We start from the raw sequence: 18,442 nt of genomic DNA, 5'->3' as shown, positions 1-18,442 counted from the left end.
CAGTCGGCGCATGCTCCAGAAAGCGACGTTCGCCGCACTGACGACGGCGGCCCCCGACCGTGTGTTCCGGCATCTGGCCATCGCGGAGGCGTGGCCGGTGTGGATGCGGCTGCCCACGAAGGCGCGCCGGGCCGTCGACGGCGCCCCGGAGCCCGACGGGGTGGGCGCGGTCCGCGCGATCTTCCCCGTTCGGGAGCAGTGCGTCGCCTACGACCAGGACGCGCACTACGCCTACGTCATGCTCTTCCCCCGGCCGATCAAGGGGTACCGGGCGGACGTGCGGCTCACCCCCAAGGGCGGCGGCACCCTTGTGGAGTGGAACGGGCAGGGCTCCCCGCACATCCCCGGCACCGGGCCCGTCGTCCGGGCCGTCCTCACCTTCGCGGCGCGGGTCCTCGCGACGCTTCTCGTGCGGCACACCGCGCGCTGCGAACCGGGCTGCCCCGCGCACACGTAGACGCCGGTTCGGGACTTCCTGCCCTGTTCGTGGACCCTGGAGACCCCCTCATTCGAGGGGGTCTCTGTCATTAATTTTCGTCAGATTAGTAACAGATGTCCGAAAGCGGTCATAACTTAGGGAACTGCGACGAATGCCGCAATAGTGCTTCTCTGTTGATCTATGGCTTAACCAGGGCGGAAGCCTGACCGAGCAGTCGGCGCGGGCGTTCCACACCGACGGGGTTCCGCCGTATTCGAATCCAGAGAGGGATGGTCGTGAAGCAGGTCGTCGTACACAAGAAGGGCACTGTTTCGTTGCGGGGGAAGGCGAGCGCCAAACACGCGTGAACCGGTCGGACCGGTCCCGCGCGAGGGACCGGTCCAACCCCTCCTCGCACCCGCGAATCGGACCCCCGCAAACCGGAGCCTCCCCCAGACCCGGAGACAGCTGTGCCCCTCCTGACGGTCGACAAGCCAGTCCCGCCGAAAGACCTGCCGCCTCTGCTGGCTGCCGCCGAGGCCGACCGCCGGGCCAGCGGCCCCTACGCCGCGGCGTCCGGCCTCGCCCGCGCGCTCTTCCCGCAGGCCCCGGCCGACGTGATCGCCGCGCACGACGTCGAACTGCGCGCGATCGCCCCGGACCTGCCCGTCCCCCTGAGCCGGACCACGCTCTCCGACACCGTTCCGCGGGCGGAGCGCATCCTCATCCCCGCGCCGCAGCGGACCCTGCGCGTCGCCAACGGCTTCGCCGAGTTCGTCCGCGACTCCCTCACCGGGCCCGCGACCTTCCTCGTCACGGGGTACGCCGAGGCCGACCCGGCCGACCGCGAGATCGTCGACGTGCTCGTCCGGAGGGTGCCTGACCTCACCGTCGTCGTCTGCGACCTGCCCGGCCCCGAACCGGAGCGCCGGGCCCCCTTCTGGGGAGGCGCCGAGGGCGGGACCGCGGCGGTCCGCGCGGCAGTCGAGTGGTGCCAGGAACGCGGCTGCCATCACGCGGTCGTCGAGATCGGACGGCGCGGCCTGGCCGACGCCGAGGTGGACGGCGACGACTGGTGGGCGATCGCGCACGCCGTCGCCGTGGGCCTCGGGGCGCTGGAGCGCGAGGAGGAGGCCGAGGAGATGCTCGGCGCCACCCGCGCCGCCACCACCGACCCCGGCCGGCAGTCGACCATGGCCTACACCAGCGCCATGCTGCTCACCCGGCACCACGACCCCGCCATGCGCGACCTGGACGCGGCGCTCGGCTGGGTGAACGTCGGCATCGCGCTGTGCGGGCTGCTGCCCGACAAGGCCGACCGCGCGGTCAAGCTCGGCTTCGACATGAACGGCAAGGCGCTCATCCAGTCGCGGCGCGGTCTCGCCGACGAGGCGATGGACCTCGTGGGGGCCGCCATCGAACTCGCCGACACCGACCTGCCCGAGGGCGCCCAGCGCATCCACCGGCTCGTGCTGCGCGCCAACCGGGCCCAGTTGCACCTGAGCGCCGGCGACCCGGAGAGCGCGCTGGCCGACCTCGACTTCGTCATCGCCGCCGACCCCGGTTACCCCGACTACTACATCGACCGCGGCAACGTCCTCGCCGGGCTGGGCCGCACCGACGAGGCGCTCGCCGACTACCGGACCGCCGCCCGCGTCGGGCCGCCCTTCGCCGAGGCCTACTTCAACTGCGCCGAGATCGCCTACGCGCGCGGCGACCTGGCCGGGGCGCTCGCCGACCTCGACTACGCGCTCGAACTCGACCCCGACTTCATCGACGCGCTGGTCAACCGGGCGGGCCTGCTGACCGCCGTCGAGGAGTTCGCCAGGGCGCGCGCCGACGTGGACCGGGGCCTCGCGGCGGACCCGGGCAACCCCTACCTGTTGTGCGCGCTCGGCCAGATCGAGCAGGCCGCGGGCGACCCCGTCAGGGCGCGCGCGGCGTTCGACCGGGCGGTGCGCGCCGACCCGTCGCTGGCCGTCGCCTGGGCCGGGCGCGGCATGCTCGCCTACGCGCGCGGCGAGGTCGAGGCGGCGATCGCCGACCTCGGCCGGGCCGTCGGGCTCGCCGAGGACCCGGGCCTGCTGTTCAACCGGGCGCTCGCGCTGCGCGCCGCGGGCCGCGCCGACGAGGCCGCCGCGGACCTGGCGCGCGCCCACGCCCTGGCCCCGGACGACGCCGAGATCACCGAGGCGCTCGCCGCGGGCGTCCCCCTCTGAGCGCCGACGGACGGGGCGGCTCAGCCCGCCTCGTCCACGACGGCCGCGCCGGGCACAGGCGGTACCGGCAGCGGTTCGGTCAGGGCGCGCAGCGCGAGGACGACCAGGGACGCGGTCCAGCCGAGCGGCGCCACCGAGGCCGGCCGGAGCTCGTCGTCGACCTTCTCGGGCAGGACGCCCAGGGGCGTGCGGTGCCCGGCCAGCCAGTCCAGCCAGGCCTCGGCCTGCACGGTGCGGCCGGAGGCGGCGTCGGCGAGCGCGAACATCGCGACCTCCGGCGTCCAGGCGGTGGTGGTCGAACCCGCCCAGTTCTCCCCGGGCAGCAGCCCGCCGTTGTCCAGGCTGAGCCTTTCGACGGCCCTGCCGAGGGCGAACTCCACGTTCAGGTCCGCAGGCGCGTACGGCGGTGCGAGAAACGTCACAGAGGCGTCCATGTTCCCTCCGTCGACGGGGGAGCGGGGATAGCCGTGCGGGCCGTATTCGCGCCGGATCGCGGCGTCCAGGACGGTCGCCGCCTCGCCCCACCTCGCCGCCTCGTCGAGGTGCCCGGACTCGGCGGCCAGCGCCGTCGCCGACCGCAGGCCCGCGAGCAGCGGCGCCGAGACGCCCAGCGTCGGCCGGTCCGGATCCTCTTCCACCGACGGCCTGCGCTCGAAGTAGTCCGAACCGGCCGGCGGCAGCCCGTCCGGGCCGAGGTGGTCGGCGATCCAGTCCGCCGCGGACGCGACCATCGACCAGGGCGCGGTGGACTCGCCGGCGAAGCGTGAGGTGAACCACGTCGACCAGAGCACCCAGCCGATCTCGTCGAGCTGGAGCGCGCGGCCGTCGTCGACCGCGCTGCCGTCCACCTGGTAGCGGGTGTCCCAGCTCCCGTCGCCGCCCTGCACCCGGGCCAGGAACGCCAGCACGGCGCGGGCCTCGGACAGGTGGCCGGTCGCGGCGAAGGCCGCCGCGTGGAAGGCGGCGTCGCGCGGCCACACGTAGTTCCACATGCCGTACCAGGACGCGGTGGACGCGCCCGTCGGGGTCGTCAGCAGCCGCAGGTCGAGGAGGGCGCGCGAGGCCATGTCGCGGTGCTCCAGGTCCTCGCCCGGGACCGTTCCAGAGCTCAGCCAGTCGCGGTCGCCCTTCACCGCCGCGCCGACGCGCGGATCGGTGATCGGCACGGTCACCGCGCGGGTCTCGCCGTGCGGGATGAGCATCGCGCGGCCGTCGGCGAGGCGCAGGACCGAGCTGTTCAGGATGTACCCGGCGCCTTCGGCGTCCGCGGGGCTGACCGGGGCCTGCGCATAAGGCCAGCCGCCGCCTCCGACGAGTCCGGGGCTCTGGTATCCGGGCGGTCCAGAAAGGGGGTCGCGGGCGCTGCAGGTGGCCGCGGCTGCCAAAGTGATGAGTGCCACAGTGAGCCGCGTCCGGCGTCGCCACATCGGCCAGTCCCCCTGAATTCACCGGTAAATCTCCAGCTAGTAGATCAGAGGCCACCAAATCATCAGATAGAGGTTGCATTCCCTCAACTACCCGACGGTAAGCAACCCCGCTGGCAGGTGCTGGGGAACTCGTTGGCTAGGCTTGCGTGCCGGAGCGGACCGCCGTGATTACCGCACGTGCGGTCATCACCCGTCGATCCCTCAGAAGGACGTCCTCGTGGACCTGTTCGAACATCAGGCGAAGGAACTCTTCGCCGAGTACGGCGTACCGGTGCCCACCGGCAAGGTCGCCAACACCCCGGCAGAGGCCAAGGCGATCGCTACCGAGCTCTTCGCGGCCGGCAGCAAGAAGGTCGTCATCAAGGCCCAGGTCAAGACCGGTGGTCGTGGCAAGGCCGGTGGCGTCAAGCTCGCCGACACCCCGGACGAGGCAGAAGCCCTCGCCACCCAGATCCTCGGCATGGACATCAAGGGCCACACGGTCCACAAGGTCCTGGTCGAGGAAGGCAGCGCCATCGCGCAGGAGTTCTACTTCTCCTTCCTGCTCGACCGCGCCAACCGGACCTACCTGTCGATCTGCACCGTCGAAGGCGGCGTCGAGATCGAAGACGTCCCCCACGACCAGCTCGCGCTGATCCAGATCGACGCCCTCGAAGGCGTCGACGCGGCCAAGGCCCGCGAGATCGCGGAGGCCGGCCGCCTGCCGGAGGTCGCCCTCGACGGCGCCGCCGACATCATCGCCAAGCTGTGGACCGTCTTCACCAAGGAAGACGCCACGCTGGTCGAGGTCAACCCGCTGATCCTCACCGCCGACGACCAGGTCCGCGCGCTGGACGGCAAGGTCTCCCTCGACGAGAACGCCTCCTTCCGCCAGCCGCGCCAGGCCGAGCTGGAGGACAAGGCCGCCGCCGACCCGCTGGAGGCGAAGGCCAAGGAGAAGGACCTCAACTACGTCAAGCTCGACGGCAACGTCGGCATCATCGGCAACGGCGCGGGCCTGGTCATGTCGACCCTCGACGTCGTCGCCTACGCCGGTGAGGAGTTCCCGGGCTCTCCGAAGCCCGCCAACTTCCTCGACATCGGCGGCGGCGCCTCCGCCGAGGTCATGGCCGCCGGCCTGGAGATCATCCTCTCCGACCCGGCCGTGAAGTCGATCTTCGTCAACGTCTTCGGCGGCATCACCGCCTGTGACGCGGTCGCCAACGGCATCGTCGCCGCCTACGAGCTGCTCGGCTCGCGCGGCGAGACCGTCGACCGCCCGCTGGTCGTCCGCCTCGACGGCAACAACGCCGAGCTCGGCCGCCAGATCCTCAACGACGCCGCGCTCTCGGGCGTCGAGCAGGTCGAGACCATGGACGACGCGGCCCGCCGGGCCGCCGAACTCGCTGCGGTAGGTGCGTAATGGCCATCTGGCTGACTGAGAACAGCAAGATCATCGTTCAGGGCATCACCGGCTCCGAGGGCTCCAAGCACGCCGCGCGCATGCTCCGCTCCGGCGCCAACGTGGTCGGCGGCGTGAACGCGCGCAAGGCCGGCACCACGGTGACCCTCGAAGGCAAGGACCTGCCGGTCTTCGGCACCGTCGAGGAGGCCATCAAGGCCACCGGCTCCGACGTGTCCGTCGTCTTCGTGCCGCCGAAGTTCACCAAGGACGCGGTCGTCGAGGCCATCGAGGCCGAGATCCCGCTGGCCGTGGTGATCACCGAGGGCGTCCCGGTCCAGGACAGCGCCGAGTTCTGGGCCCTCGCGGTCCAGAAGGGCAACAAGACCCGGATCATCGGCCCGAACTGCCCCGGCATCGCCTCGCCGGGCGCGTCCAACGCCGGCATCATTCCCGCGGACATCACGCCCAAGGGCCGGATCGGTCTCGTGTCCAAGTCGGGCACGCTGACCTACCAGATGATGTTCGAGCTGCGCGACTTCGGCTTCTCGACCTGCGTCGGCATCGGTGGCGACCCCGTCATCGGCACCACGCACATCGACGCGCTCCAGGCGTTCCAGGACGACCCGGAGACCGACGCGATCGTGATGATCGGCGAGATCGGCGGCGACGCCGAGGAGCGGGCCGCGGCCTACATCGGCGAGCACATCACGAAGCCGGTCGTCGGCTACGTCGCGGGCTTCACCGCCCCCGAGGGCAAGACGATGGGCCACGCCGGCGCCATCGTCTCCGGCTCCGCGGGCACCGCGCAGGCCAAGAAGGACGCGCTGGAGAAGGTCGGCGTCCGCGTCGGCAAGACCCCGAGCGAGACCGCCCGCCTGATGCGCGAGATCATGCAGAACCTGTAGCCCTTCCGGCTCACCCGGTTCTGTCCAGGCCGTCCCCACCTCGGTGGGGGCGGCCTGTTCGCGTCTTTTGTGCGTTACGTCGTGCGACACGCCGGGCCGACGCGGCGCGGGCGACCGGCCGGACTGCCAGCATGAACCCATGAGCAACGCCGAGCAGCCCGGACGAAGGCTCCGCGTCGTCCGCGACGGGGAGACCGCGCCTCCCCTCCCGGAGGCACTCCCCGAAGCGGAGCGGACCCCCGAGCCGCAGGCAGAGCCCGCTGAGGCGGCCGAGGCCGCCGAATCCGCCGCCAGGCCGCCCGCGCGCCCCCGGCCTCCCCGGCCCGCGCCGCCGCGCGGCAGCGCGCCCCCGGCCCGTCCGCTGGCCGTCACCGGGATGGTCGCCGCGGCCTGGTCCGTCGCGCTCGGACTGGTGATCCTCACCACGGTCACCCTTGCCGGGTGGGCCACCTCCGCCCACGAGGTCCCCTTCGGCGAAGGGCTCCCCGGAGTCTTCCGGCTCGCCGTCAACTTCTGGCTCGTCGCCCACCACGCGGGATTCGACGCCGAGGTCGGCCGGGTCGGGCTGCTCCCGCTCGGACTCACCCTCCTGCCCGCCGCCCTGCTCTACCGCAGCGGCGGCTGGATCATCCGCGCCGCCGAGACCCGGTACCGCCAGCGCGTCGGCGTCCTGCAGGTCGCGCTGCTGCTCGCCGCGCCCTACGCCACCTTCGCCGTCGCGCTCGCGCTCATCGCCCAGATGCCCGCCCTGAAGCCGTCGCCCTGGCAGGCGTTCCTCGCCGCGTTCACCCTCGCGATCCTCGCCGGCGGCCTCGGCGCCGCGCGGGCCATCTCCGCCGGGCGCGGCCGCGTCCGCTCCGGCATCGGCGCGCTCCTGCGGCTGCTGCCCGAGCGGCCCCGCTCCGTCCTCACCGGCGTCCTCGGGGCGCTCGCCGTGCTCGTCGCGGCGGGCGCGATCCTCGTCGGCGCCTCCCTTGCCGTCCACCACCGCGAAGCCGCCGACCTCTACGCGATGCTCGCCCCCGGAAGGCTCGGCGGCGCCCTGCTCCTGCTCGTCGAACTGCTCTACCTGCCGAACGCGATCATCTGGGGGGTGTCGTTCGCGGTCGGCCCCGGCTTCGCCGTCGGCGCCGGGACCACCGTGTCGCCCACCGGCGTGTTCCTCGGCGCGCTGCCGACCTTCCCGCCCCTCGCCGCGCTCCCCGAACCCGGACCGGCCCCCGCGATCTCGCTGTTCGCGCTGCTCGCCCCGTTCCTCGCCGGGATCGTCGGCGGGGTGCTGACCGTGCGGTCGTTCCCCAGCACCGTCTACGAGGCGGCGCCCCTGTGGGGATTCCTGTCGGGCGTGATCACCGGAGGCATCGTCACCGGGCTCGCGGCCCTTTCCGGCGGGCCGCTCGGCGACGAGCGGATGGCCACGATGGGGCCGTCGGCCTGGCGGGTCGGGCTGCTCACCGCGCTGGAGGTCGGCCTCGCGGCGGCCTGCGCGGCCTGGATCGTCAACTGGTGGATGTTCCGGGAGGAGCGGCCCGGGCGGGCCAAGCGGACGAAGCGCCAGAAGCGGCGCAGAGTCGAGGCCGAACCCGAGTACGTCTACGACCACGAGGCCGCGGAGGCCGCCGTGCCCGCCTCCGCGTCGGAGCCCGCCGTGCCGCAGCCGCGGCCGCGCCGGACGCCCGGCGACGACCCCTTCGCCTTCGTCGACTCCGAGCCGATCCTGCGCCGCCGCGACTGACGGGCAGGACCGTCAGCCAGGGCCGGTCAGAAGAACTTGTCGTACCCGTACTTCTCGAACGAGCCCTTGGGCAGGTTCAGCTTGTCCTCGATCTTGGGCAGCCACTCGTCCCGGCAGTGCTGCTTGTCGGTCTCGGTGTTGACCACCGCCTGGCACTTCGTCAGGCCCTGCAACTCGTCGTAGAGCAGTGCCGTCCCGAGCAGCGACAGCGCCGACATCGCCGTCGCGATCAGGCCCATGACCACACCCGCGATCAGGCCCGGCGTCTTCTCGCCCCGTGCCGCGCGGCGCGCGCGGACCGCCACGACGACCGCCGCGATGCCCAGCACGATCGAGATCGGCGGGAACCACAGCATGGTGATCAGGGCGCCGAGGCCCAGCCAGAGCGGGCGCAGCCCGGCCCGGCTCGTGGTCTCCGGGGTCGCGGGACCCTGCTCGTTCACCGAATTCCTCCTGGGTTGTGGCGGCGTCCCGGCCGCTGCAAGGGATCTTCCCGACGGAAGATAGAGTTTTCGCGGCGGACTGCTCCGCCGCTGATCGGGGGAACCGTCCCCTGACCTGTAACGATCTTCCGTCAGGAGAGTTCCGTTGACCGCCCGGCTCGTCGTTCTCGTCTCCGGAGCGGGGACGAATCTTCAAGCGCTGCTCGACGCGTGCGCGGACCCAGCTTATGGGGCGCAGGTCGTTGCCGTGGGCGCCGATCGTCCCGGTATCGCCGGACTCGACCGGGCAGAGCGGGCGGGACTCCCCACGTTCGTGGCTCGGGTGGGGGACCACCCGTCCCGCGCCGCCTGGGACGAGGCGCTCACCGCCGCCGTCGCCGAGCACGCGCCCGACCTCGTGGTCTCCGCCGGATTCATGAAGATCCTCGGACCCCGGTTCCTGGAGCGCTTCACCGTCGTGAACACCCACCCGGCGCTGCTCCCGGCCTTCCCCGGGGCGCACGCCGTCCGCGACGCGCTCGCCTACGGCGTCAAGGTCACCGGCTGCACCGTGCACTTCGTGGACGCGGGCGTCGACACCGGCCCGATCATCGCCCAGGAAGCGGTCAAGGTCGGCTGGCACGACGACGAGGAATCGCTGCACGAGAAGATCAAGCAGGTCGAGCGGCGGCTGTTCATCGACGTCATCGGCAGGCTCGCCCGCAACGGCTGGACCCACCGTGACGAACGCCACGTGTCCATGAAGTGCAGTGTGTGCGCCCCCGGTCCGACCGGAGAAAGCGGCGCCGAGGAGAATGAGGGGGGATCCCAGCCGTGAGCCGGATCGCCATCAAGCGGGCCCTGGTCAGCGTCTACGACAAGACCGGACTGGAAGAGCTGGCCCGCGGGCTGCACGAGGCGGGCGTCCAGCTCGTCTCGACCGGCTCCACCGCCGGGAAGATCGCCGCGGCCGGGGTGCCCGTCACCAAGGTCGAGGAGCTCACCGGCTTCCCCGAGTGCCTCGACGGCCGGGTCAAGACCCTCCACCCGCGCGTCCACGCCGGGATCCTCGCCGACCGGCGGCTGCCCGAGCACGTCGCGCAGCTCGCCGAACTCGACGTCGAGCCGTTCGACCTCGTGATCGTGAACCTCTACCCGTTCACGCAGACCGTCGCGTCCGGGGCGACGCCGGACGAGTGCGTCGAGCAGATCGACATCGGCGGGCCGTCCATGGTGCGCGCCGCCGCCAAGAACCACCCGTCGGTCGCCGTCGTCACCTCGCCGTCGGCCTACGGCGACGTGCTGGCCGCGGTCGCCGAGGGCGGCTTCAACCTCGTCCAGCGCAAGCGGCTCGCCGCCCAGGCCTTCGCCCACACCGCCGCCTACGACGTGGCCGTCGCGTCCTGGTTCGCCAACGTGTACGCGCCCGACGAGACCGGCACCGACTCCGGCTGGGCCGACTTCACCGGCACCACCGCGGTCCGCAAGGCGGTCCTGCGCTACGGCGAGAACCCGCACCAGCGGGCCGCGCTGTACACGACGGGCACGGGCGGCCTCGCCGGCGCCGAGCAGCTGCACGGCAAGGAGATGTCCTACAACAACTACGTGGACACCGACGCGGCCCGCCGCAGCGCCTACGACTTCGCCGAGCCCGCCGTCGCGATCATCAAGCACGCCAACCCGTGCGGCATCGCCGTCGGCGCCGACATCGCCGAGGCCCACCGCAAGGCCCACGCCTGCGATCCCGTCTCGGCCTACGGCGGCGTCATCGCGGCCAACCGGGTCGTCACCAGGGAGCTGGCCGAGCAGATCGCCCCGATCTTCACCGAGGTCGTCGTCGCCCCCGGCTTCGAGCCGGAGGCCCTGGAGATCCTCCAGACGAAGAAGAACATCCGCCTCCTCGTCGCCGAGGACCTCTCCGGCGAGCCCCGCCCCGAACTCCGCCAGATCAGCGGCGGCCTCCTCGTCCAGACCGCCGACCTCGTCGCCGAGGGCGGCGACGACGCCGCCAACTGGGAGCTCAAGGCGGGCCCGGCGGCCTCCGCGGAGCAGCTCGCCGACCTCCAGTTCGCCTGGAAGGCCATTCGCTCGGTCAAGTCCAACGCCATCCTCCTGGCGAAGGACGGCGCCTCCGTGGGCGTGGGCATGGGTCAGGTCAACCGCGTCGACTCCTGCGGCCTGGCCGTCCAGCGCGCCGCCGACCGCGCCGCCGGCTCGGTGGCCGCCTCCGACGCCTTCTTCCCCTTCGCCGACGGTCCCGAGATCCTCATCGCCGCCGGCGTCAAGGCCATCGTCGAGCCCGGCGGCTCCATCCGCGACGAAGAGGTCATCGCCGCCTGCGAAAAGGCAGGCCTCACCCTCTACTTCACCGGCACCCGCCACTTCTTCCACTGACCCCGCGACTCCTTCCGAACGCCCCGCCCGGCCCACCGCCGCGCGGGGCGTTCCCCTTTTCGCCGAAGCTCCCAACCCCGTCCTTTATCGGGCGTTTCGCTGGTATTCATGCCTCTGGCCTGCGGGTACTTCGCGAACAGGGGTGTTGCATCTGCTGCGTTTGGTGCACATGCTGCTTATGGAGGAGGAGGTGCACCATGACGGTGAAGACACCGAAGTCCCTTGAGCCGGGCCAGGTGAGGTCGCGGGACGCGGGGAGGGCGCTGCGACGGATCAAGGATTTCCTGGCGGCGCACCCCGGTGACGAGGACGTCCGGGTGCACGTGGAGCTGGCCGGTGAAGAGGCCCTCGTGCTGCCACGCGACACGGTGACGATGTTCGCCTACATGCTCACGCAACTCGCCGAAGGGCGGGGCGTGACCGTCGTCCCGAACCACGCCGAACTGACGACCCGGCAGGCCGCCGACATCCTCAATGTGTCCCGGCCCTACCTCATCGGCCTGCTCGACGGCGGCAAGATCCCGCACCGGCTCGTCGGACGGCACCGCCGGGTCCGATTCGAGGACCTGATGGCCTACAAACGGCAAAGCGACGCCCACGCCCGCCAAGCCGCAGACGACCTCGTGGCCCTCAGTGAGGAACTGGACCTCTACTGATGGCCTTCGCGGTGGTCTACGACGCCAACGTGCTCCACGGTAACGAGATACGCGACCTGCTCATCCGTGTGGCCAGAGCCGGCCTGGTGCAGGCGCACTGGTCCAACGAGATCCTCGACGAGATGACCCGCGATCTCGCCGTGAACCGTCCGGGCATGGGCCCGGACAAGCCGGCGCGTTTGCGGGAACTGATGAACGCAGCGGTTCCGGTGCTCTGGTAGAGGGCTACGACAGCCATCATCGATGGGGTCAAGCTGCCTGATCCCGGAGATCGGCACGTCGTCGCCGCGGCGATCAGATGCGGCGCGGAAGTGATCGTCACCTCGAACCTTAAGGACTTCCCCGCTGACGCCCTCTCTCCCTACGGGATGGAAGCCAAAGGCCCCGACGACTTCATCCTCGATCAGCTGGATCTCGACGGGAGCACCGTGCGATCGTGCGTCCACGAGATGGGATCCAGTCGGAAGAGACCTCCGAAGACCTTCGCGGACGTCCTTGACGCGCTGGAACGTGCCGGGCTCGTCGAGTCGGCGGCAGCGCTTCGCGAGTGAGGCCCGGCGCCTATCGGAGGGCCCCGTAGCCGCCTCCGACGCTTTGGCTCTAGCGGTCGTTGGAGTGGTCGTGTGTCAGGGGACGGCGAAGCCCCGGGTTTGGGGGCCCGGGGCTTCGGGTGAGCCTCTGTCAGCCCGTGACCAGGGGGAGGGTGGGGTCGGCGGACCATTCGGTGAGGGAGCCGTCGTAGATGGCGATGTCGGGGCGGCCCAGTTGGGCGAGGTGGAAGGCGAGGCCGGTGGCGGCGATTCCGCTGCCGCAGTAGGTGATGACCTTCTTCGACGTGTCCAGGGCGTCGGCCGAATCGAAGAGGGGGCGGACGGACTCGGGGGACTTGAAGCCCGACTCGTCGAGGAGTTCGGGGAAGGGGACGTTGGTGCTCGACGGGATGCGGCCGGGGCGGGCGTAGGTCTGGCGGGCGCCGGTGAAGGTGGGGCGGTCGAGGGAGTTGACCAGGACGGTGCCGGGGTCGTCGATCGCGGCGAGGACGTCCTCCTTGGAGGCGTACAGCTCGGGGCGGCGGGCGGCCTCGAAGGTCGCGGGCTCGTAGGACTCGGTGCCGCTCCTCACCTCGTTGCCGGCCTGGATCCAGGCGGGGAGGCCGCCGTTCAGGACGGAGATCGAGTCGAAGCCCTCGTAGCGGAGGTTCCACCACAGGCGGGTCGCCCAGATGTTGGGGCCCTGGTCGTAGATGACGACGTGGGTGCCGGGGCCGACGCCGAGGGCGCCGAGCCTGGCGGCGAACTCCGCACTGGGCAGGGCGGTGAAGGTGGTGGCGGCGGTCTCGTCGGCGAGGTCGTGGAGCAGGTCGGCGAAGACGGCGCCCGGGACATGGGCCTTCTCGTATGCCTGGCGGCCGGATTCGACGTCGTAGTACCCGTCGCCCTCGGGCTGGGTGAGGAACGTGGTGGCGTCGAGGATCCGGATCGCTGGGTCTTCGAGGTGCTCGTGCAGCCAGGCGGCGTCGACCAGCAGGGGATGGGACATGTGCGCTTCCTTCCGACGGGACGGCCCCGGGATCGGGGCTTACCTATAAAACCTACCTGTTTAGTCGAGGAACTGGCGACCGGTGCCGCACTGCGGTTCCGGACGTGCCCTCTCGAAGGACCAACGGGCCGCGACCCGCGGAGGATTCCTCACTCCTGTAGATCTATGTCACTTTTATTCACTAGAGTCACTTTTCTTGCGCCATCGCCGATGCCGTTCTTGCCAAGACGTGGTCGCGCACCCCCTGTCCATGGGTAGCCTCTGGTGAAATCTCGACGTCTGCGTGAACTTGGGGGCGACCCGGTGGGAATGGTCATGGGCCTGGTCCTGGAGAGCACGTCGTGGGCGACGGACGGGCGGCAGTACGTGGGGCTCGCGGCGGCGATGCTCGCCGCGATGCTCGCGGGGCAGGCCGGGTGGAAGGCCACGGACTGGGTTCTGGAGCGCCGCGGCGCCCGCGATACCGAGCTGTAGGCAAAACCCCTACAAAAGCGTCCAAATCGGGTGGGGGTACCCGTGTGGTGCGGGGAACATCCGTCCTATGGACGAAGAGAAGCTGAGGGCCTTCTGGTCGGCCCGCCAGGGACTCGACGGGTCCCTTTCCGGCGCCGGGCCCGCCGACGTGCTCAACCGGACGGGCTGGGCCAGGTCGGTAGGGGGCTTCAACCCCTACCTGACGATCTTCAGCCGCTCCGGCACCGGCCGGACCGGCACCGACACCGCGGTCGCCGACGGGCGCATCTGCGAGATCCGCACCGCGCGCGGCCGCACCTACGTGCTGCCCGAGGACGACTACGGCCTGGGCCTGCGCATGGCCGCGCCCGCCGCCCGCGCCGAGGTGGACGCCTGCGACGCCCGCGGCATCCCGCACCAGACCCTCGACCGGATCATCGGCCTCGTCGGCGACGCGATGACCGACGAACCCGTCGACGCCGCCGCGCTCGACCTACACGGCCTGCTCCCACCCGGGGAGGCGGGCCGGGCCGTGCTCGGCGCGGCGCTGGCCCTGCTGGAGTCGTCCGGCGAGATCAGACGGGTCCCGATGAGCGGCCGGCTCGACCGGCCCGGCCACGGCTACGTCCGCTGGAGCCCGCCGCACGTCCCGGAGTCGGCCGAGGCCCGCACGGCCCTCGCCGAGCGGTACTGGCGGTGGATCGGCGTGGCCTCGCTGGCGAACTTCCGATGGTTCTCCGGCCTCTCCGAGGAGGCGGCCCACGGCGCCGTCGCCCCGCTCGACCTGCACGCCCAGGTCGACGGCGACCTGCTCGTGCAGGACGTCGACGAGTTCGGCGACTTCTCCCGACCGGGCACCCCGTCTTACGCGGTCGTGAGCGCGCTGGACGGCCTCCACCACCTGCGGCACGACCTGCGCGGCGTCCTCGACCCCGAGCACGGCGGCCTCCGCGGCCTGCCCGCCCAGGCGATCTTCGACCGGGGCAGGCTCATCGGTTTCTGGGACTTCGACCACGACCGCGGCGAGATCGTCTGGACGACCTGGACCCCGCCGGACGACGAACTCCACGACGTCATCGACCGCGCGAGCGGCTTCCTGCGCGAGGAACTCGGCGACCTGCGAGGCAGCACCCCCGATAGCGTCCGCCCACCGGCCCTCGCCTGACACCGCCCGCCCCCAGGGCGGCGCACCGCTGCCCCGCTGGGACAATGGGGTGACGCAGGCGAGGAGAGCAATGAGCGCAACGATTCTGGACGGCAAGGCCACCGCGGCCGAGATCAAGGCGGACCTGAAGCAGCGGGTCGCCGTTCTCAAGGACAAGGGGGTCTCCGTCGGCCTCGGCACGGTGCTGGTCGGCGACGACCCGGGCAGCCACGCGTACGTGAACATGAAGCACCGCGACTGCGACGAGGTGGGCATCACCTCGATCCGCAGGGACCTGCCCGCGGACGCCACCCAGGAGCAGGTCGAGGCCGCGGTCGCCGAGCTGAACGCCGACCCGGCGTGCACCGGCTACATCGTGCAGCTCCCGCTGCCCAAGGGACTCGACGAGCAGCGCGTCCTGGAGCTGATCAACCCGGCGAAGGACGCCGACGGCCTCCACCCGATGAACCTGGGCCGCCTGGTCATGCTCAAGGACGCGCCGCTGCCGTGCACGCCGAAGGGCATCGTGGAGCTGCTGCGCCGCTTCGACGTGCCGATCGACGGCGCCGAGGTGGTCGTGATCGGCCGCGGCCTGACCGTCGGCCGGCCGCTCGGCCTGCTGCTGACCCGGCGCAGCGAGAACGCCACGGTGACGCTCTGCCACACCGGCACCCGCGACCTCGTCCGGCACACCCGCCGCGCCGACATCATCGTCGCCGCCGCGGGCGTACCCGGGCTGATCACCGCGGACATGGTCAAGCCGGGCGCGGCCGTCCTGGATGTCGGCGTGTCCCGGGTCGACGGAAAGCTCGCGGGCGACGTGTCCTTCGCCGTCTCCGAGGTGGCCGGCTGGGTGGCGCCCAACCCCGGCGGCGTCGGTCCGATGACCCGCGCGATGCTGCTGGCGAACGTGGTCGAGTCGGCGGAAGAAACAGCATCCGCGGACGCGGCGTCCGCCTGAGATGAGGGCTGATCTCCGTATCGAACCCTGAGGTCGCCCAGCCGACCCCGCTGTCGGCTGGGCACTTTCGTCCGGTTCCGGTCAGCTGACCCGCGCTCGCGCGCGGGGCCTCCTCAGCTGGCCCGGCGGGTGACGGGGGTCCGCGCGGCGATGCCCTGTCGACGCGGTTCCGGGGGGACGGGCAGGGCCGTCCGCTGCGGCGGTATCTGGACCGTCGGCAGCGGGCGCACCAGGCCCATGGCGATCACCTCGTTGGCGAGGCGGGTACGGCGGTTGATGCCCTCGGGGATGCGGAACTTCTGGTACAGCCGCAGCAGGTGCTGCTTGACCGCCGCCTCCGTGACGACGAGTTCCAGCGCGATGTCCTTCGCCGCGGCCGGGGCCACGAAGGCCTCGTCCGACAGCGCGGGACGGCACAGCGCCGTCAGCACGTCGAGTTCCCTTCGGGTGAGCTCGGGCGCGACGGCCCGGCGCAGTTCGGTCTCCGGATCTACCTCCTCGCGGGGGATGCCCCCCAGGCGGCCTCGGGCGGTGCCGAAGCTGATCACGTCTCCGTCTTCGAGGACCCTTCGGGCGATGGGACGTCCGTTGACCCTCGTTCCCGTGCGCGACAGGCCCATGTCGACCACGTAGACGTAAGGTCCCCTTCGGACGATCTCCGCGTGCAGCCGTGCCACGCTCGGGTCGTCCAGCCGGATGTCCACCCCCCTTCCTCTGCCGACCGTCGTGACGTCGGGGCGAAGCGGCACTACCGCGCCGCTCTCCTCGATGCGTATGAACGGCCCCTCCACTGTGGTTCCTCCCACTCAGTTAGCGACCCCTGTCGTGCGGGTTACCCGTCGCGTGGGAGGTCATGCAAGCTACCCGCGGGTAGACCTTTGGCCGTAGCTGGGTTTGCCATGGCAGGGCATAAAATCGGCGGGTGATGACAGGCGAGCGCTCGGGGTCCTCCTCCCCTTCTCCGGCAGGGCCCGGCTCCGAGGGCGGAAGGCGGCGCCGTCGCCGCGAATCCGCCCGGCAGGCCTCCGGGCTGAAGGCCCAGGTGTATTTCGCCGTGGTCGCCGGAGGCGTCCTCCTCGGGCTGCTCACCGCCTGGCAGAACTTCCGCATCGGCGCCTATGTGATGGCCGCGTCGATGCTGCTCGGCGCGGGTCTGCGCGCCACCCTCCCCGAGTCCCGGCTCGGGTTTCTCGTCACACGTAAGAAATGGACGGACGTGGTCACCATGGCCGTTCTCGGGGCAGGCCTGGCTATCCTCGCCTTCCTCGCGCCACGTGGTGGATGAGTGAGGGTTTTGTCAAGCAACGTAAACCGGGGGCGACGGTCTAGACCTGTGAACGCCCTCGGATACCCTCCCCAGTGAGCCTTACAAGGGACCGCAGGGGCGAGGAAAGGGAAGCCACCAGCCATGCCCAAGATCAAAGTAGAGGGTCCCGTCGTCGAACTCGACGGCGACGAGATGACCCGGATCATCTGGCAGTTCATCAAGGACAGCCTGATCCTGCCTTACCTCGACGTCGACCTGAAGTACTACGACCTCGGCATCGAGCACCGCGACGCCACGGACGACCAGGTCACCATCGACGCCGCCAACGCCATCAAGCAGTACGGCGTCGGCGTCAAGTGCGCCACCATCACCCCGGATGAGGCGCGGGTCGAGGAGTTCGGCCTGAAGAAGATGTGGCGTTCCCCCAATGGAACGATCCGCAACATTCTCGGCGGTGTCGTGTTCCGCGAGCCGATCGTCATGCAGACGATCCCGCGGCTCGTCCCCGGCTGGACCCAGCCGATCATCATCGGCCGCCACGCCCACGGCGACCAGTACCGGGCCACCGACTTCGTCGTCCCCGGCCCCGGCACCGTGACGATCTCCTACGTGCCCGAGGACGGCTCCCAGCCGATGGAGCTCGAGGTCGCGAAGTTCCCGGGCGGCGGCGTCGCCATGGGCATGTACAACTTCGACGACTCGATCCGGGACTTCGCCCGCGCGACCATGCGCTACGCGCTGGACCGCAAGTTCCCGCTCTACATGTCGACCAAGAACACGATCCTGAAGGCCTACGACGGCCGCTTCAAGGACCTGTTCCAGGAGATCTTCGAGACTGAGTTCAAGGCCGAGTTCGACGCGGCGGGCCTCACCTACGAGCACCGGCTGATCGACGACATGGTCGCCGCCGCGCTCAAGTGGGAGGGCGGCTTCGTCTGGGCGACCAAGAACTACGACGGCGACGTCCAGTCCGACATCGTCGCGCAGGGCTTCGGCTCGCTCGGCCTGATGACCTCGGTCCTGATGACCCCCGACGGCAAGACCGTCGAGGCCGAGGCCGCGCACGGCACCGTCACCCGGCACTTCCGCCAGCACCAGCAGGGCAAGCCGACCTCCACGAACCCGATCGCCTCGATCTTCGCGTGGACCCGGGGCCTGGCCCACCGCGGCAAGCTGGACGGCACCCCCGCGGTCACCGACTTCGCCAACAAGCTCGAGCAGGTCTGCATCGAGACCGTCGAGGCCGGCCAGATGACCAAGGACCTCGCGCTCCTCGTCGGCGGCGACACCCCGTGGCTGACCACGGAGGAGTTCCTGCACGCCCTGGACGTCAACCTCCAGAAGAAGATCGCCCTGTAGGGCGGCTCACAGGACCGTCCTCGGCACGGGAGGACGGCTCCGCCCCGCCTTGCGGCCCCTGTCCGGACCGTTGCCGGACAGGAGCCCGCGGCCCGTCGAGAGCCGCGCACCTCACCGGGGGTGCGCGGCTTTTGGCATGAAGCGGCGCGATAGCCTGGC

Annotated in this window: 19 protein-coding genes; 15 read left to right on the top strand and 4 right to left on the bottom strand. The window is 71.1% G+C overall.

All coding sequences use genetic code 11. The annotated features are described in order from the left end of the window. Positions 1–10: 10 nt before the first annotated feature. Complete coding sequence (locus ACYVOM_RS26905) at positions 11–457, top strand: SRPBCC family protein (protein WP_460306298.1); 447 nt, start codon at positions 11–13, stop codon at positions 455–457. 431 nt (positions 458–888) lie between these two features. Further along, positions 889–2,637 (top strand): tetratricopeptide repeat protein, encoded by a 1,749-nt coding sequence (locus ACYVOM_RS26900; RefSeq protein WP_460306297.1) that lies wholly within the window; start codon positions 889–891, stop codon positions 2,635–2,637. 20 nt (positions 2,638–2,657) lie between these two features. Here ACYVOM_RS26900 and ACYVOM_RS26895 read toward each other — a convergent pair whose 3' ends face one another. Then, the gene (locus ACYVOM_RS26895) at positions 2,658–4,022 is read right to left on the bottom strand and encodes a glycoside hydrolase family 15 protein (protein ID WP_460306296.1); all 1,365 of its coding nucleotides are present in this window, start codon (positions 4,020–4,022) and stop codon (positions 2,658–2,660) included. A 259-nt stretch (positions 4,023–4,281) separates the two neighbouring features. On the opposite strand from ACYVOM_RS26895, the gene sucC reads away from it, so the two are divergent. The 3 genes from sucC (at position 4,282) to ACYVOM_RS26880 (ending at position 8,088) form a co-directional block, all read left to right on the top strand. Continuing rightward, positions 4,282–5,466 (top strand): ADP-forming succinate--CoA ligase subunit beta, encoded by a 1,185-nt coding sequence (sucC, locus tag ACYVOM_RS26890; protein WP_460306295.1) that lies wholly within the window; start codon positions 4,282–4,284, stop codon positions 5,464–5,466. Further along, positions 5,466–6,353, top strand: a complete 888-nt coding sequence (sucD, locus tag ACYVOM_RS26885) for a succinate--CoA ligase subunit alpha (RefSeq protein ID WP_460306294.1) — start codon at positions 5,466–5,468, stop codon at positions 6,351–6,353. The genes sucC and sucD overlap by 1 nt, the downstream gene beginning before the upstream one ends. Before the next feature lie 139 nt (positions 6,354–6,492). Beyond that, complete coding sequence (locus tag ACYVOM_RS26880; protein ID WP_460306293.1) at positions 6,493–8,088, top strand: cell division protein PerM; 1,596 nt, start codon at positions 6,493–6,495, stop codon at positions 8,086–8,088. A gap of 26 nt (positions 8,089–8,114) precedes the next feature. Here ACYVOM_RS26880 and ACYVOM_RS26875 read toward each other — a convergent pair whose 3' ends face one another. Then, positions 8,115–8,531 carry a hypothetical protein gene (locus tag ACYVOM_RS26875; RefSeq protein WP_460306292.1) on the bottom strand — a complete coding sequence of 139 codons (417 nt, stop codon included), beginning with the start codon at positions 8,529–8,531 and terminating at the stop codon, positions 8,115–8,117. 145 nt (positions 8,532–8,676) lie between these two features. On the opposite strand from ACYVOM_RS26875, the gene purN reads away from it, so the two are divergent. From purN to ACYVOM_RS26850, 5 genes are all read left to right on the top strand, one after another. Next, positions 8,677–9,348 carry a phosphoribosylglycinamide formyltransferase gene (gene purN / locus ACYVOM_RS26870; protein ID WP_460306291.1) on the top strand — a complete coding sequence of 224 codons (672 nt, stop codon included), beginning with the start codon at positions 8,677–8,679 and terminating at the stop codon, positions 9,346–9,348. After that, the gene (gene purH, locus ACYVOM_RS26865; RefSeq protein ID WP_460306290.1) at positions 9,345–10,904 is read left to right on the top strand and encodes a bifunctional phosphoribosylaminoimidazolecarboxamide formyltransferase/IMP cyclohydrolase; all 1,560 of its coding nucleotides are present in this window, start codon (positions 9,345–9,347) and stop codon (positions 10,902–10,904) included. Before purN ends, purH begins: the two co-directional genes overlap by 4 nt. Before the next feature lie 197 nt (positions 10,905–11,101). Beyond that, positions 11,102–11,560, top strand: a complete 459-nt coding sequence (locus ACYVOM_RS26860; RefSeq protein WP_460306289.1) for a helix-turn-helix domain-containing protein — start codon at positions 11,102–11,104, stop codon at positions 11,558–11,560. Then, the gene (locus ACYVOM_RS26855; RefSeq protein ID WP_460306288.1) at positions 11,560–11,781 is read left to right on the top strand and encodes a hypothetical protein; all 222 of its coding nucleotides are present in this window, start codon (positions 11,560–11,562) and stop codon (positions 11,779–11,781) included. Before ACYVOM_RS26860 ends, ACYVOM_RS26855 begins: the two co-directional genes overlap by 1 nt. Positions 11,782–11,871: 90 nt before the next feature. After that, positions 11,872–12,111, top strand: a complete 240-nt coding sequence (locus tag ACYVOM_RS26850) for a hypothetical protein (RefSeq protein WP_460306287.1) — start codon at positions 11,872–11,874, stop codon at positions 12,109–12,111. A gap of 130 nt (positions 12,112–12,241) precedes the next feature. Here ACYVOM_RS26850 and ACYVOM_RS26845 read toward each other — a convergent pair whose 3' ends face one another. After that, entirely contained in the window at positions 12,242–13,099 is an 858-nt protein-coding gene (locus ACYVOM_RS26845; RefSeq protein ID WP_460306286.1) for a sulfurtransferase, read from the bottom strand. Between the two features lie 315 nt (positions 13,100–13,414). Here ACYVOM_RS26845 and ACYVOM_RS26840 point away from each other — a divergent pair, with 315 nt between their 5' ends. From ACYVOM_RS26840 to ACYVOM_RS26830, 3 genes are all read left to right on the top strand, one after another. Further along, on the top strand, positions 13,415–13,573 hold the full coding sequence (locus tag ACYVOM_RS26840) for a hypothetical protein (RefSeq protein WP_460306285.1): 159 nt from the start codon (positions 13,415–13,417) through the stop codon (positions 13,571–13,573). Positions 13,574–13,640: 67 nt separating this feature from the next. Then, complete coding sequence (locus tag ACYVOM_RS26835; protein WP_460306284.1) at positions 13,641–14,717, top strand: DNA glycosylase AlkZ-like family protein; 1,077 nt, start codon at positions 13,641–13,643, stop codon at positions 14,715–14,717. A gap of 70 nt (positions 14,718–14,787) precedes the next feature. Continuing rightward, a complete protein-coding gene (locus ACYVOM_RS26830) occupies positions 14,788–15,657 on the top strand; it encodes a bifunctional methylenetetrahydrofolate dehydrogenase/methenyltetrahydrofolate cyclohydrolase (protein ID WP_460306283.1) in 870 nt (289 codons plus the stop codon). 113 nt (positions 15,658–15,770) lie between these two features. Here ACYVOM_RS26830 and ACYVOM_RS26825 read toward each other — a convergent pair whose 3' ends face one another. Next, positions 15,771–16,361: an FHA domain-containing protein gene (locus tag ACYVOM_RS26825; protein ID WP_460306282.1), complete on the bottom strand. Its 591-nt coding sequence runs from the start codon at positions 16,359–16,361 to the stop codon at positions 15,771–15,773. A gap of 221 nt (positions 16,362–16,582) precedes the next feature. Here ACYVOM_RS26825 and ACYVOM_RS26820 point away from each other — a divergent pair, with 221 nt between their 5' ends. Together ACYVOM_RS26820 and ACYVOM_RS26815 are read left to right on the top strand one after the other, a co-directional pair. Further along, positions 16,583–16,942 carry a DUF3017 domain-containing protein gene (locus tag ACYVOM_RS26820; RefSeq protein ID WP_460306333.1) on the top strand — a complete coding sequence of 120 codons (360 nt, stop codon included), beginning with the start codon at positions 16,583–16,585 and terminating at the stop codon, positions 16,940–16,942. 123 nt (positions 16,943–17,065) lie between these two features. Continuing rightward, on the top strand, positions 17,066–18,283 hold the full coding sequence (locus tag ACYVOM_RS26815; protein ID WP_460306281.1) for an NADP-dependent isocitrate dehydrogenase: 1,218 nt from the start codon (positions 17,066–17,068) through the stop codon (positions 18,281–18,283). Positions 18,284–18,442: the final 159 nt, after the last annotated feature.

It is taken from the genome of Actinocorallia aurea, assembly GCF_054783995.1.
Note: the sequence above shows the minus strand (reverse complement) of the source record. Positions and strands in the feature narration are given on the sequence as shown.